Consider the following 15794-nt stretch of genomic DNA (forward strand, 5'->3'; position numbering starts at 1 on the left):
ATACAAACACGAAAATGAAAAATATTATTAATGCAAGCTTAGCGCTTATCATAATCATCTCATTAGGCGGGTGTAAAAAGTTTTTGGAGGAGGATTTGAAAAATCAGCTCGCGCCAACCAATACTTATACCAGTACTTACGGATTTGAAGTAGGTAGTGCGGGTCTTTATGCCCTCGCTCGTTCTGAATATAATACTTATGGAGAGGGCGGCGCTTATATCCATAATGGCGCTGCGCCTTATGAAGCCTTGCAGGCGGCAACAGACATTGCTGATGTGATCAACAGTGATGCTTCTTTGATGGCCTTCGCTAATTTAACCCTTACACCAACCGAACGTTTTGTAGGTACTTATTGGAATTGGGCTTACAGTTTAATTTCATCAGCCAACTTAATGCTGGTGTATTCAGATCAAAATACCACTTGGGATTCGCCATCTGATAAAGTCCGCTTTCAGGCAGAAGCACGCTTTTTTAGGGCTTACGCTTACCGTACACTGGTTTATTTATATGGCGATGTTCCGTACGTAGAAACAATTCTTTATGATTTTCAATTAAACTTTACGCGTACGCCAAAAGCAGAGGTAATTGGCCACATGGTTGATGACCTAAAATTTGCAGTACAAAATCTGCCCTCAAACCCAGATCAGGTAAAAGACGGGAAAGTAACCAAATGGGCTGCAAGCCACTTGCTCAGCGAAGTTCAGTTGTTACAAGGCGATTATGCAGCTGCAGAACAGGCAGCACTGGCGGTAATTAATAGCGGATATTATAATCTGATGAAAACCAGGTTTGGTGTAAGTAAAGACAAACCTGGGGATGTTTTTAGCGATATGTTTCTAGAAAATAACCAAAACAGATTAGGTTCGGCTGCAAATAAGGAGAGCATTTGGGTATTGCAGTTCCAGTTTAATGTAGTAGGCGGCGGTACCAATTCAGATGATTGGACACGTAGGGCATGGATTCCAAATTATTCTTCAATCACTGGCTTCGTTTTAGCCGATACGCTTGGTGGTCGTGGTTTGGCGCAATTGGTGCCAATGAAGTGGTGGACTGGTACTGCCCGCACGAATGCCAGTGGTAACGTGCCCGGCATCTTCACGGCTAATGATATTCGTAATTCAAACTTCAATATTAAACGTGACTGGTACTATAATAATCCTAACGAAAGCTCTTTGGTGGGCAAAAAGGCACCAATCACTGAGCAAACCTGGTTTACTACTAAAACTTTATTTCCGGCGGTTACAAAATTCTTCTATGGTCGGCCAGAGAATTTAAGTTTAACCGGAAGTTACAAAGATCGGATGAAGTTTCGTTTGGCTGAAACTTATCTATTGTTGGCAGAAGCTTATTTAGGACAAAACAATCCAGCTAAAGCAGCTGATGCCGTAAACGAAGTGCGCAGAAGAGCAGGTGCTACAGATGTAGCTGCAGCAAATATGAACATGGATTTTCTTTTGGATGAACGCATCAGGGAACTGGTAGGAGAGGAAAGTCGTCGATTTACTTTGGTTCGTACAAAGAAATATGTTGACCGTGTAAAACAGTATAACCCCGCTATTGCTGTTAAAGTGAATGAAAATTATGCGTTGTGGCCAATTCCACAGTCGATTAGAGACGCCAATACTGGGGCACCATTCCCCCAAAATCCTGGCTATTAATAAGCCATCTTTAAGTTACTGGAGTTAAAATAGAAAGTGATTTGATCTCAAAACATCATGAAAAAAAGCAACCATTTATATAAAATATTATTGCCCTTTAGTTTTTTGTTTTGCCTTTCGGCTTGCAAAAAAGGCATTAACGACATTGATAAAGTTCAGGAGAAGATGGAACTTAGGGTTTCATCTCCCAACGTAGCCTTAGATGAAAATAACCCGTCGAAAGACATCGTTACCTTTAGCTGGTCCCCAGCACGACCGCAATCTGATGACCATATGGTGACTTACACCACCCGGTTGGATGTGGTAGGAAATAATTTTGGAACCGCTACAACCATTATGACATTTGAAGATGATGGCATTTACAGTAAAAGCTTTAGTTCAGAGCAGCTTCAAAACTGGGCGAACGAAAAATGGGGAATTCCGGCCAATAAGTCTTTTACCCTGGAGTTTAGGGTAGTGGCCGAGTGGGAAGGCGGCGGAAGTTTTGAGGCCCCTGAAGTTAAAACCACAAGGGTAGAGGTTACTCCAATCAAAACCGTAGTTTTTGATGCGGATAAAGTTTTCTTGGGTGGATCAGCCATCACAGGCATTAATAAAATAGAAATGCCAAAAACACTGGAAAACCTTAACCAATATGCTTTTGTGTTGAATCTACAGCCTGGTAACCTCGAAATTCCGGTAGAATTTCGAGGAGCTACCAATTATGTAGTGCCTACCAGTGCCAATACTGTCCTGCAGGATGGCGAAGCCGTGCCAATCAGACTTCGAGAAAATCCATTTGCTTTCAAAATTGAAACAGCTGGTGCATACCGGGTAGTGGTAAATATGCAGAAAGCATCGGCAACGATTTACTCGCCAGCGACAGCTCTTACACCTCGTGTAGTTTCATGGAATGGTGAAGGTGGCGTTGCTCAAAATACCACAGTAACAGAATTATACATGCATGGTGCCATTAACAATTGGGGCAACCCAATTAAAATGGATTTGAAAGTAAGTCTGGCCGATCCGCAAGTACTGGTTTACACCGGTGGAAGGGTAGGCAAAGCTAAGTTCATTGTGTATGGCGGAAGCGATAATAATAAAAATTTATCTTATGCTTTTGTAGGTCCGCTTACCGACGCAGGTTTGCGTCAAGATCAAAATTTAGTGCTTGGAACAGCTTTAACGCTAGCAGGGGGCTCATCTAGCGAACATAGAAACGCTTACCTTAATATACCAGCAACGACAAATGTTTTGATTTTCGATTTGCGAAACAACACCATATTGGCCCAGAAACGCTAGCAATAATCACGTTTTAAAAAATTTTAACTGACGCTAAAAATGAAAAAAATGAACTATAAAATGATTGGTAGCAAAATACTGATCGCTGCCTTGTGTATGCTCGCCTTTGCCTGTAAAAAGAACAATAATGAAACCGAAAAACAAGCGGAAGGTACGTTGGTTAAACCAAACTACAACCGAAACACCATGTTCCGTAACCCGCTTAATGGTTGGGTAATGTATGGTTCAGGTACTGTCCAGCCAGGATATTGGGATACAGAATATTATGTTCCTGATTTGGGTAAAAAAGTGAAGGCTATAGATTATGCTTCAGCTTGCTATATTCGTACGCGTTGGGCAAACTTTAACCCTTCAAATGGCGTATATGCGTGGCGAGATCCGAGTACAGCGCTTTATAAAATGATTAAAGGCGCTCAAGACAGAGGTCTGCCGATTGCATTTCGTATTGTAGTTGATGGTCGTGACCAGGGCCTGAATACGCCTCAGTTCGTTTTTGATGCAGGTGCAAAATACATCACCGAAGATCCAAAATTTCCAGATCGTAGAACGCCCCTTCCACAAGATCCAATTTTCAGGCAGCATTATGCTAAATTTATCGAAGAGTTGGCAAAGGATTTTAATGATCCAAAGAAAACTTCCTTTATTGATGCTTACGGTTTGGGCAAATGGGGAGAAGCCCACAATGTGATTTATTTTGATCCGGCTGCTAATGCACCAAAAGATAAAATTGAACAAGCAAAAGAAGAAGTGATGGATTGGATTTCAGATCTTTATGTGAAGAATTTCTCCAAAATACCTTTGGCGATAAACTACCACCGAGTGGTAGGCGATCCGGTAAGTTGGGGTTCGGCCAATCCAAATTCAGATCGTTTGTTAACGAAATTGATTAATAAAGGCTATATATTACGCCAGGATGCTTTTGGTATGACTGACTATTACCAGAGTTGGGAAAAAGCATTCGCTAAAACCTGGAATTTCAAGCGCCCGATATTGATGGAGGGTGGCTGGATTACCAGCGGAACGCACCGCTATTGGACCGATCCAAGTGGAAAATACAGGGAAGGACATCCTGAAGATGTAAGAAAAGGGGAGTTTGATTCTTCATTGGAAGCAGCCGTAAATATGATGGATTTCCGCGTTGGAGATACTGAAAGCTGGTTTACTAAGTCATTTACATTGGTGCAGCGTTTTATTTCAGAAGGTGGTTATCGCTTGTACCCGGAGCGGGTGTATGTACCAGAAAAAGTGAGCGCTAATACTGAAACCACCATTACCCATCGCTGGAGAAACATGGGCTGGGGTTATTTCCCTAATAACATACCACAATGGAATTATAAATACAAAGTTGCTTTTGCTTTGTTAGATGGCTCTGGGACCGTAAAGAAAATAATTGTAGATCAATATGGAGAACCATCAACCTGGTTGAAAAGCAGTGCCACCACCTACGAACTGAAGACAAAGCTAGATGTGCCTGCTGGAGCCTATACCTGGGCTGTAGCTATTGTTGACACAACCAACGATAATAAGCCAGGTATCAGATTAGCTGTAAACGGCGATATGACTACTGATGGTTGGTGCAAACTGATCAACGTTCAGGTTCAATAATATTTTTACGTTAATTGCTTTTAAACTTCCTGCTGCCTTTTTGGTGCACAGGAAGTTTTTTTTATTTTACGATCAATCCGCCTACAAAGCGACGTGTCCTGGAGGATGGCGATTTCATTAGCAATTTTTGAAGGAAAAATGACAATTTAACAAGCTAAGGGTGGTATACTAAAGAGGTATAGTCCTCATTTGTTGTTTCATGGAAACGTTCCCAAAAATTGGGAACGTTTCCATGAAAAATAGATATCTCTTCCTGAGGGTAAGACTCAAAACGTAGATATATTTGAGTGTAATCATATACAATAACAAATCCTAACCAAATTAATATGCAGAATAAATCTACACTACATTTATTGAAGGGCGCATAAGTTATTACTTTTGCGGCATGGATCAAGTCGATCGCTGCCTTTATAGCCTAACCTCTTTTTAAACCTAAATAAACCACTCATGTCAGTTTTCATTAAACCGCTGAGGGTATTCGCCTGCTGTGCCTTATTTATTAATCAGGCATCAAGGCTACATGCCCAGCAGGTTCCAGATACGATCAGCAAAAAGCAGGATACCATGCAGCTGGTGGATAAGAAACTCAAAAAACTTATCTACTTTAATACGCCAAAAACACTTTCAACAGTTTCATCAACCGCTATTCCAGGTGCTGAACTTACCAGTACTTTAGTGGCGTCTTACCCCATTGCCTTAGCAGGTAGGTTGGCAGGTTTAACCACAAGTCAAAACAGCGGACAACCTTTCAACGAGGGATATAGCATGCGCCTAAGGGGGCAAAGTCCTTTAATTTTTATTGATGGTATTCCACGTTCGGTTTCAGAAATTGGAATAGAGGAAATAGAATCGGTTACGGTGCTGAAAGATGCTGTTTCTTTAGCCATGTTGGGTGTTAGAGGAGCAAATGGTGCAGTTTCAATTGTAACAAAAAAAGGGATGGTCGCCGGACAGAAAATCAGTTTCACCGGGCAATGGGGTATTCAACAGCCAATTCAGAATTTAATATCAAAGCCCCTAGATGCTTTCAATTATGCCACATTATATAACGAGGCATTAACCAACGACGGACTTTCAGCTGCCAATAATGGTTTTAGCCAATCCGCTATCAATGCCTACCAAACAGGTAGCGATCCTCTCCGCTATCCAAATGTAAATTGGGCCGATGAAGTTTTAAGAAAATCAGCAGCCGTTGCCAGGTACAATTTAAATACCAGTGGTGGTAATCAGTATGTTCGATTTTTTGTGAATCTGGAGCATTTTAAACAAAATGGTTTACTGAAAACAAGAGACGATATCAACACCAAATATTCAACCAATGCGAATTTTGTGGGTTATTTCATTCGCTCGAATGTGGATGTTAATCTGACCGACAAATTAAGCGCTGGCCTTTATGTTCAGGGGCGAATTTTAACCGATAACAGTCCCGGCAACTCTGGAACTCAAAGTATTTTTAATGCTCTAAAGGCTACGCCAAATAGTGCTTACCCTATTTTTAATGCCAACGGCACGTACGGCGGTTCTGCTCAGTTTCAAAATAATATTGTAGCCCAGGGTGTGAGTGCGGGTTATTCTAAAACTAACACCCGAACGGTTCTTTCCGACTTTTACCTGAAATATAATTTAGACGATTTATCTAAAGGTTTATGGGTAAAAGCAAGGGCATCATTCTTTAGTAATCTGGCAGAAAACTATATTAGGAACAAATCTTTTGCGGTATTTGAGCAAATAAGTGGCTTTGGTACTTTATCTCCCGTTTATCGTCAGTATAATAACAATACTGACCAGGCAAATGGTAACAACATTGCCTTCCAGAACAGATCAGATTTTCAGGAATTATCTTTTGGCTACCAACGTGATTTCGGTTTAAATGGTGTTGATGCTGTAATACTGGCCAATAGAGATAACTTAATCAATGGGTCGAATTTACCCTACGCCATTAAGGGTATTTCCGGTCACATATCTTACAATTACGATAAAAAATACCTTGCTGAAGTTTCTTTTTCACAAAGTGGCGCCAACCGTTATCCGGATAAAGGCGGATTTAAATATGGCTTTTTCCCAGCTCTTGGTTTAGGTTGGAATATCCAACAAGAGGATTTTTTGAAAGAAAACAGCTGGCTTAATCAGCTGAAGTTGTACGCTTCATATGGAAAAGTAGGCAGAGACAATGGCGCTTACTACACTTATCAGCAAGTTTATAATGGTTCACCTGGTGCAATTTTCGGAAGCAGTGCGGGTACAGCCACAACTATTGGCGAATCGTTTCTGGCGAATCCAGCCATTACCTGGGAATATGCGAAGATGCTGAATATCGGTATTGATGCAGGTTTTCTAAACGATAGGCTTGGTTTAAATGTAGAATATTACAAAAATAATTTTGCTGATTTAAGTATTATGAGGGGAAATGGAAGTTCATTATTGGGCATTTCTTATCCGAATGAAAACATTGGAAAACAAAATTATTATGGTTGGGAAGCGCAGTTAAGCTGGAATGAACAAAAGAAAAAATGGGGTTATTTTGTGAGATTGAATGCCAGTTTACAGAAGAGTAAACTCATTTACAGTGCAGAAGCCAACCAACGATATAGCTGGATGCAGCGTACAGGTCACCCTGTTGGGCAAACCTATGGTTACATCGCCGAAGGTTTGTTTCGTAGCCAGCAGGAAATTACTGGTTATCCTACCATCGAGGGGTACACGCCCCAACCTGGTGACATCAAATACAGGGATTTAAACGGCGATGGAGTAATCAACCAATATGACCAGACAACCATCGGCTCGCAAAAACCCAGTTTGTTTTTAGGGGCCAAGTTAGGATTTCATGTTGTTGGCTTTGATGTGAGCGCTTTGGTTCAAGGTGTGATTAATCAGGAAGTTTACCTGTCGGACAATAGCTATTGGGAGTTTCAAGGTGGAACAGCGCAGGCTTACCAAACCCATTTAAATAGATTTACGCCAGCCACGGCCAATACAGCAGCCTATCCAAGGTTGACTACCAACTCGGGCCCAAGAAACGGTGCGACCAACAATTTTGTAAGCTCGTCCTTCTGGTTAAGAAATGGCGATTTTGTCAGGCTGAGGAATGTAGAGTTGGGTTACACACTTCCAGCTAGGCTTACTCAAAAAGTGGGGCTAAAATCTACCCGCTTATTCACGAACGGGCTAAACCTATGGACTTTAAGTTCGAAAACATTTAACGGTGCCGATCCAGAAAACTTCAATGGGAATTATCCGATTGAGCGTATATTTTCCTTCGGTGTAAATATTCAATTATAGCATTACAGATATGAAAAGTGTACTTTATTTATTAATCATCGTATCGGTGCTGGCCCAATCATGTAAAAAATTCGAAAATGAACCTGAAGAGCGGGTACTGGAAACAGATGTATTTGATCCTACAGATCAAATGGGTGTTCAATCAACCGCTTATTTATTAGGTATTTATTCTTTCTTGCCAGATGGGTTTAACCGGATTGGCGGTGATTTTTTAGATGCGGCAACCGATGATGCGGTTCCTTCTTCGGAGCGATCGACAATTATGTTGTTCACCAATGGACAACTCAACGCAACTAATCATCCTGATAATAATTGGGCAAATAGTTATACCCTCATTAGGAGAAGCAATGTGTTTTTAAATAACATAGGTGTGGTGCCTATTCCTGACGCAACAAAGAAAAGACAGGTTGCCGAAGCTCGTTTTCTGCGTGCCTTCGCCTACTTCGAATTGCTGAAACGTTATGGCGGTATTCCTTTGGTGGGTAATCAGGTATTTGATCTAAACAGTGATTTAAACTTACCTCGAAATACTTTCGCAGAATGTGTAGATTACATTGCCGCAGAATGCGATGCTATTACGCCAGATCTGCCTAATGGTTCTGCCGTTGCGGCTACTGAGTTTGGCCGTGTTCCATCTGAAGCGGCAATGGCTTTGAAATGTAGATTGTATTTGTATGCTGCCAGTCCATTGTTCAATGGCGGTGGTTTTGAAAGCAATCCGCAGTTAAAATCGATTACAGGTTATCCCACAAATGATCCGGCCAGATGGCAACGTGTAATTACCATTGCTGAAGCATTAATTGCCAAAGGTTATTATAAATTACCTGCAGGAACCGGAACTGCTGCTTACACAGCTGTGTTTACAACGAAAATCAATACCGATATTATTTTATCTAACCAATCTTCAAATTCTACTGTAATCGAAAATGCAAATGCGCCGGTAGGTTATGTAGCTCCTACAACCAGTAACGGAAGAAATAGCCCGACTCAAAACTTTGTAAATGCTTTCAATAATATGAATGGAACAGTTTATACAGGGACTACTACTTCTGCATCGCAATATGAAAACCGCGATCCACGGTTGAAAGCCATTTTGTTTTACAATGGCGTACAATGGTTAGGTAGGGCAGTGCAGACATATGAAGGTGGCTTAGATAAACCTAACCAGGCTTTTAAAACGCAAACCAAAACTTCTTATTATTTAAGAAAATTTATGGCCGATTTTTCTACCTCTGCTACTTATTCAAACCAAAGTCACAACTTCCCATATTTCCGCTTTGCTGATGTTTTATTGAGCTACGCTGAAGCATTGAATGAGGTAGGAAGGGTAGAAGATGCTGTTCGCCAACTGAATTTGGTACGTGCCAGGGCGGGTATTGCTGCAGGTACGGGAAACAGATTTGGTGTACCAGTTGGTGTTAGTCAAGCTCAGCTTCGCGACCTGATCAAGAATGAAAGACGCATTGAGCTAAGCTTTGAAGAACATCGTTTCTGGGATTTGCGCAGGTGGAAAATGAGTAATGAGTTGAGTGCTACTTTACAAGGGTTAACCATCACTCAAAATGACCCATTATATGTACTCAAAAATGTGCACACGATGGCGTTTCAGCCTAAATATTATTACATGCCCATTCCATACTCAGAAATAATCAGGAATAATAAGTTGGTTCAAAATGAAGGTTATTTCTAACCCAACTCAGGGATTGAATTTAAACACCGGTGATAACGCCAGCAATAGATAATGCGGCTATTCAATAAAAATTATAAGATGAAAAAAATAACATATTTATGCTGCATTTTCATGATGCTCCTGAGCATAGCTGCCTATGCACAGCGAAAGCAAATCACGGGTGTGGTTAGCGATCAATCCGGGCTTTTGCCTGGCGCAACGGTGGTCGAAAAAAGTAATCCATCCAACGGAACCACCACAAACCAGGATGGAAAATTTACGCTTAGTGTGAGTAGCAATACCCTTGTGATTCGGTTAATCGGTTATGCTACCCGAGAAATTAATATCGACGGGCAAACGAATATCACCATATCCTTAAATGAAGATAAGACCGACCTGGATGATGTAGTGGTGGTAGGTTACGGCACACAAAAGAAAAAGACCTTAACAGGTGCGGTAGCAAGTATAGGTGGAGATGAGATTAGGCAAAGTCCATCGCCAAGTTTGCAAAACTCGCTAGCCGGACGGATTACTGGTTTTTCATCTCAACAAATCAGTGGACAGCCGGGTGCTGATGGAGCAAGATTCTACATCCGTGGGGTGAGTTCTTATGTATCAGGTGCGAGTAACAATCCTTTAATTTTAGTGGATGATATTGAATTCACATATGATCAGTTCTCACAGTTGAGCGCCAATGAGGTAGAATCGGTAAGTATCTTGAAAGATGCGGCAACTACTTCAATCTACGGTATTAAAGGTGCAAATGGGGTGATTTTAGTAACAACCACTCGTGGTAAAGTAGGGAAGCCAAGGATTAGTTTATTGGTTGAATATGGATTGAGCCAGCTCACACGAACACCAAAGGCCTTAGGTTCATATGAAGCCGCTTCACTAATTAATGAAGCGCAGGTGAATACCAATAACTTAAATCCAAACCCAAGTTTTGTGCGCACCTTTTCTGATAACGATTTAGAATTGTATAGAACCGGTGCTGATCCTTATGGACATCCAAACAATGATTGGTCTGACATCCTTTTAAAAAGATTTGCACCGCAAGCTAAAGCCAACTTTAATGTAAACGGTGGTACAGAAAAGGCAAAGTATTTTGTTTCGATTGGTTATTTAAATCAAGGTGGTCAGCTGAAAGATTTTAGTGAAGATTTAAATAGTAAATTTTATTACAAACGTTACAATTATCGCTCTAACATCGATTTGAAAGTAACTAAAACACTTGATGTAAAATTTGACCTGTTCGGGAATGTAGATGAAAATAATGCTAATAATGCTACTGCCAATAATACCATCTTTAGTGATTTGGGTCGTTTGGGCGAAACAGCACCGTTTAACTATCCTGTCTACAATCCAAACGGAACTTTAGGTTACAGTGTTTGGCAAAGAACCGCATCTGGCAGAAATAATAATAATATTGTGGGTCGTTTAATGTACAATGGTTACTACCGTACATTTAATAACAACATCAATTTATCCACGTCAGCTAATCAGAAATTAGATTTCATCACTTCAGGACTTTCCATAAAAGGTGTATTGGCTTATCGCAACCTGTACTTTTACAGTCGCTCTCTTTCCAGGCCGGTAACAGGAACTGGTTTCATTTCTTACGTATACGATCCGGTTACTGATTCATACAGCTTTGGTCAACGTGATAATATCTTTAGGATTAGTACGCCTGGCTTAAGTTATTCATCCGGAAGCACTGCGAGTGCACTGACCATGCAGGCCATGTTAAACTACGGCAGAAGTTTTGGAAATCACAATGTTTCTGGGTTGATTTTGTATAATACAAATGATAAGAGAGCTCAAAATACCACTAACTCAAATTTGTACAATTTTATTCCAGAAGTATTTAGCGGTATTACTGCAAGGTTTGGTTACGATTACAGGCAAAAATATTTAATTGAACTCAGCGGTGCCTATAACGGTTCCGATCGTTTTGCGCAAGGCAAGAAAAAGGGGTTTTTCCCTGCTGCATCTGTAGGTTGGAATATTGCCGAAGAAACCTTCGTTAAAGACAATTTACATTTCATCGATCAGTTTAAATTAAGAGGTTCTTATGGTGTTGTAGGCGCAGATAATACAGGTGGTGTGTATGCTTACCTGCAGAATTGGGCAACAGGATCGGGAAGTGGTTTGTTTGGCCTGGCCACGAATAATGGATATGGTACGGTAACTGAGGGTACATTAGCCAACAATGAGGTAACATGGGAGAAAGATAAAAAGTTAGACATTGGTCTGGATATGGCTTTCTTCAAAAACAAACTATCTGCTAAACTGGATTATTTCAATAATAACCGATACGATATCATTACTAACCGTGGAACCATTTCTGCTGTATTCGGACAGAATTTACCATTGGTAAACATCGGTAAAACGAATAATAGGGGTTTTGAGGCTGAAATCAGCTTTAGAGATGAGATCTCCAAAGATTGGAATTACTTTATTCAGGGCACTTATTCACTCGCTAAAAATAAAATTACTTTTAGAGATGAAGCAGAAACTTTATACCCTTATCAACGAGAAACCGGACAAGCCATTGGATCTGTGTTGAAATACAAATGGACCGGTGAATTTTACACACTGGAAGATATCGCTAACCCTGCTGTTCCAAAACCAACTATTGGCGGAAGACCAGGTGACATCAAGTACATGGATCTGAACGGCGATGGGGTGATAGATGCCAATGACAGATCGTTTTTTGGAAGTACCAATTTACCTACAACTATTGCAGGGATTACCTTGGGAGTAGGGTACAAAAATTTCAGACTTAGTGTTTTATTCCAGGCCGCTTTAGATTTCGTTGCCAGTGCACAAGGGGCAGTTATTCACCACAATGCCAGTAACCAGTTGCCAATTCACCAGCAACACTGGACACCAGCTTTGGGTAACAATGCCAAATACCCTCAATTATATACAACAGCATTGAGCCAAAGTCCGAGAGATTTTTACTCAGATTTTTGGGCAATTCCGGGCGATTATGTACGTCTGAAAACAGCCGAATTGAGTTATAGCGCTGGTCCGAAACTATTGTCGAAATTAGGTGTAAAAGGGTTGCGATTATACACCAATGGGTACAATTTATTAACCTTTACCAAGCTGGATAGGCTATACAACTTAGATCCCGAAGTACTGGAGTCTGCCGGCGATTTGCCATATCCGCCAACAAGAATAATCAACATGGGTTTAAACGTTACTTTCTAATTTGTACCATGAAAAAAATATTAATTACAGCGATGCTTCCTTTGGTATTCTTAGCCTGCAAGAAATCAGGAGGTTTGGAAGATAAAACTACAGGATTAACCGAAGAAGCTGTCTTTACCGATAGCGTTCAAACGAACAATTTTTTAAACAGAATTTATCTAGATGCCGGTTATACTTTTGGGCCATCACGTTTTAATTCGGCAGGAGGTTCTGGAAATACAGAATTGGCAACTGATAACGCTGAAGGAAATAATAACCTTTCAGTATGGGGAAATGCCTATGCACAAGGAACTATTGGTCCATCGAATGTTTTAACCGGTTTTGGTACTGATAAAGATTTTTGGACTACACCATACAAAAACATCCGTAGGGTTAACCTTTTACTAGAGAAAATTGGTGGTGCACCTTTCCACGAATCAACCAAAAAAAGAATGCGTGCGGAAGCCAGATTTTTAAGAGCATTTTATTACCAACATATGGTAATCGCCTTTGGGGGAATACCTTTGATTGGCGATCAGGTTTTTGGGATCAATGATATTATTAACCTGCCAAGAAGTTCTTACGAAGACTGCGTTGCATACATGGTTTCAGAGTTGGATGCAGCAGCAGCCGATTTAGCCAATGTTACTTATAAAGATATTGATTTTGGCCGGGTTACGGGAGGTGCTTGCTTGGCCTTAAAATCCAGGGTGTTGTTGTATGCAGCTAGTTCGCTCTTTAATGGTGGTGGGACGACCAAAAGTGCGGTAGTTGGCTATCCAGCATTTAATGCAAACAGGTGGCAACAAGCTGCCGATGCTGCCGAAGCTTTAATCAATACGAACCTGTATAGCTTAAATGTAGATAACACTACGCGACCAGGAAATGGATTTTATCAGGTATTTTTAAAGCGTGTGAATACTGAATACATTTTCCAATACAACCGCCCGGCACAAAAAGAATTCGAAGCATATTATTTGCCGCCAACCCGTACGGGCGCATCGATTATGAAACCTACTCAAAGCTTGGTAGAAGCATTTCCGATGAGAGACGGTAAAGCAATCAGTGAAAGCAGCACGTACAATCCAAACGACCCTTATGTGAACAGAGATCCTCGTTTTGAATATTCTATTATTTACAATGGACTTTCCTACATCAATAATAGTTCAGTAAAAACGGTGGTGTACACCTACACCAGTACTGGCTCAACCATTGCAAATACCACTGCGGATGCTTATACGCCGAATAATCAGTTTACGGGGTATTTCGGTCGGAAAATGTGTGATGAAAACATTTCGAATGGTTTATCGGCAACTACTGAAAGAGCCTGGCCGCTAATTCGATATGCTGAAATTTTATTAAATTATGCGGAGGCGATTAATGAGGTGGGACAACCAGAAAAAGCTGTAGAAAAATTAGTGCTATTGAGAAATAGAGCGGGAATCTTGCCGGGTGCAGATGGCAGATATGGTATTAAAACAGGTATATCGGTTGCTGAACTGCGAACGTTAATTCAAAATGAGCGTAGAATTGAATTGGCTTTTGAAGACCACCGTTTTAATGATATTAGAAGATGGAAAATAGCGTCTGCTGTACTTAAAGGCTTCAATAGCATTGATATCATTACACGTACAGGCACCAACACGTTTGTGCATACTGTCTCGAGGGCACCTCGACCATTAAATTTTAGAGATGCCATGTATCTTCTGCCTATTCCGCTATCTGAAATACAGAAAATGCCGATGATGGAGCAAAACCCAGGTTACTAATTTTTGGTCAGTTTTATATCTCTGAAAGATGGCAAGGGCAACGTATTAACGTTGCCTTTTGCTTTTGAAACAATTGAAGGTATAGATCATAGCAGGTTGCAATTATTTTCATCATCAAAAAAGTAAGCCTAAATGTATAGTTTTAAAATGGCGCCTTGGTTTTTCTTTGTGATGATAAAACAATGTATGGGGTTTTAGCGGCGTTTAATTTTAATGATTTAAATTGTAAATTTCATTCGAATTTCTTTATTTGTAGTTCAACCATAGACTAAATTGTATGAAGAGTAATCAAGTAACTATCGTAGATATTGCGAACGAATTAAAGATGTCAAAATCTACGGTTTCAAGAGCACTTACTGGCCACCCGAATGTTAAACCGGAAACAAGAGCCAAAGTAACCGAACTAGCAGAGAAACTTGATTACCAAAGAAATATGCTTTCCATCAGTTTAATTACCAATAAAACGAAAACCATTGGTATTGTCCTGCCCGATTTCTTTACATCTTTCTTTCCACAGGTGGTGGTAGGTGCCCAAGAAGAAGCCGCCAGGCAAGGTTACAGTGTCATCGTGTCGCAGTGCAATGAAAGTTATGAAACCGAGGTCGCCAATTCGAAGGTAATGCTGGCCAATAGGGTAGATGGAGTAATGGTATCCCTAACGAAGGAAACCCTAAATTACGATCATTGGAAAGCTTTTATCAGAAAGAAAATTCCAGTCGTGTTCTTTAATCGCGTGTGCGAGGAGATGATGGTGCCAAAAGTCGTGGTGAACGATTATGATGCCGCATTTCAGGCGGTAAAACACCTCATTTCAATCGGTAAACGTAGAATTGCGCATTTGGCAGGACCAGCACAATTAGTGATCAGCCGCAAGCGAATGAATGGCTATCGCGATGCGCTGATTAAAAATAACATTCCTATAGATGAAGATCTGATCATTGAGTTCGACTTGAACCTCACTAAAGTGAAAATGTACGTGAAGCATTTGTTAGGGATGACCAATCCGCCTGATGCGATATTTGCGGTGAATGACCCAACGGCTATTGAAGCCATTCAGATCATCAAGCAATCAGGCAAACGCATTCCCGAGGATATTGCAGTAGTGGGTTTTAGTGATAATTATGGTTCAAACTTTATCGAGCCAAGCCTGACTACGATTGCTCAACCAGTTAAAGAAATTGGGAAAACGGCGATGGAATTATTGTTAGGTTTAATGGATAAAGATATTTCGGAATGGAAGCCGTTAATTAAAACGCTTGATACTGAGTTGGTTGTTAGAAATTCTACCGTAAAGCAGGTGCTAGAGCAATAAGATACTAGGCCCTTATCGTAGGGAAC

General features: G+C 40.7%; 8 protein-coding genes. All 8 read left to right on the forward strand.

From position 1 onward, the window contains the following. Positions 1–14 precede the first annotated feature (14 nt). The 8 genes from EA772_RS15600 to EA772_RS15635 all read left to right on the forward strand — a co-directional run bounded on the left by EA772_RS15600 (position 15) and on the right by EA772_RS15635 (position 15768). Positions 15–1658 carry a RagB/SusD family nutrient uptake outer membrane protein gene (locus EA772_RS15600; RefSeq protein ID WP_124914020.1) on the forward strand — a complete coding sequence of 548 codons (1644 nt, stop codon included), beginning with the start codon at positions 15–17 and terminating at the stop codon, positions 1656–1658. A gap of 57 nt (positions 1659–1715) precedes the next feature. Then, entirely contained in the window at positions 1716–2939 is a 1224-nt protein-coding gene (locus EA772_RS15605; RefSeq protein ID WP_124914021.1) for a SusE domain-containing protein, read from the forward strand. A 39-nt stretch (positions 2940–2978) separates the two neighbouring features. Further along, positions 2979–4544, forward strand: a complete 1566-nt coding sequence (locus EA772_RS15610; protein ID WP_246833953.1) for a DUF4832 domain-containing protein — start codon at positions 2979–2981, stop codon at positions 4542–4544. Positions 4545–4991: 447 nt separating this feature from the next. Beyond that, complete coding sequence (locus EA772_RS15615) at positions 4992–7823, forward strand: SusC/RagA family TonB-linked outer membrane protein (RefSeq protein WP_124914022.1); 2832 nt, start codon at positions 4992–4994, stop codon at positions 7821–7823. A 10-nt stretch (positions 7824–7833) separates the two neighbouring features. Beyond that, positions 7834–9513 (forward strand): RagB/SusD family nutrient uptake outer membrane protein, encoded by a 1680-nt coding sequence (locus tag EA772_RS15620; protein ID WP_124914023.1) that lies wholly within the window; start codon positions 7834–7836, stop codon positions 9511–9513. Positions 9514–9591: 78 nt separating this feature from the next. Then, positions 9592–12708 (forward strand): TonB-dependent receptor, encoded by a 3117-nt coding sequence (locus EA772_RS15625; RefSeq protein ID WP_168187574.1) that lies wholly within the window; start codon positions 9592–9594, stop codon positions 12706–12708. An 8-nt stretch (positions 12709–12716) separates the two neighbouring features. Next, positions 12717–14456 carry a RagB/SusD family nutrient uptake outer membrane protein gene (locus tag EA772_RS15630; RefSeq protein WP_124914025.1) on the forward strand — a complete coding sequence of 580 codons (1740 nt, stop codon included), beginning with the start codon at positions 12717–12719 and terminating at the stop codon, positions 14454–14456. Positions 14457–14733: 277 nt separating this feature from the next. After that, positions 14734–15768: a LacI family DNA-binding transcriptional regulator gene (locus tag EA772_RS15635; protein WP_010599841.1), complete on the forward strand. Its 1035-nt coding sequence runs from the start codon at positions 14734–14736 to the stop codon at positions 15766–15768. The last annotated feature ends 26 nt before the right edge of the window (positions 15769–15794 follow it).

This window comes from Pedobacter sp. G11 (genome assembly GCF_003860265.1).
GTDB lineage: Bacteria > Bacteroidota > Bacteroidia > Sphingobacteriales > Sphingobacteriaceae > Pedobacter > Pedobacter agri.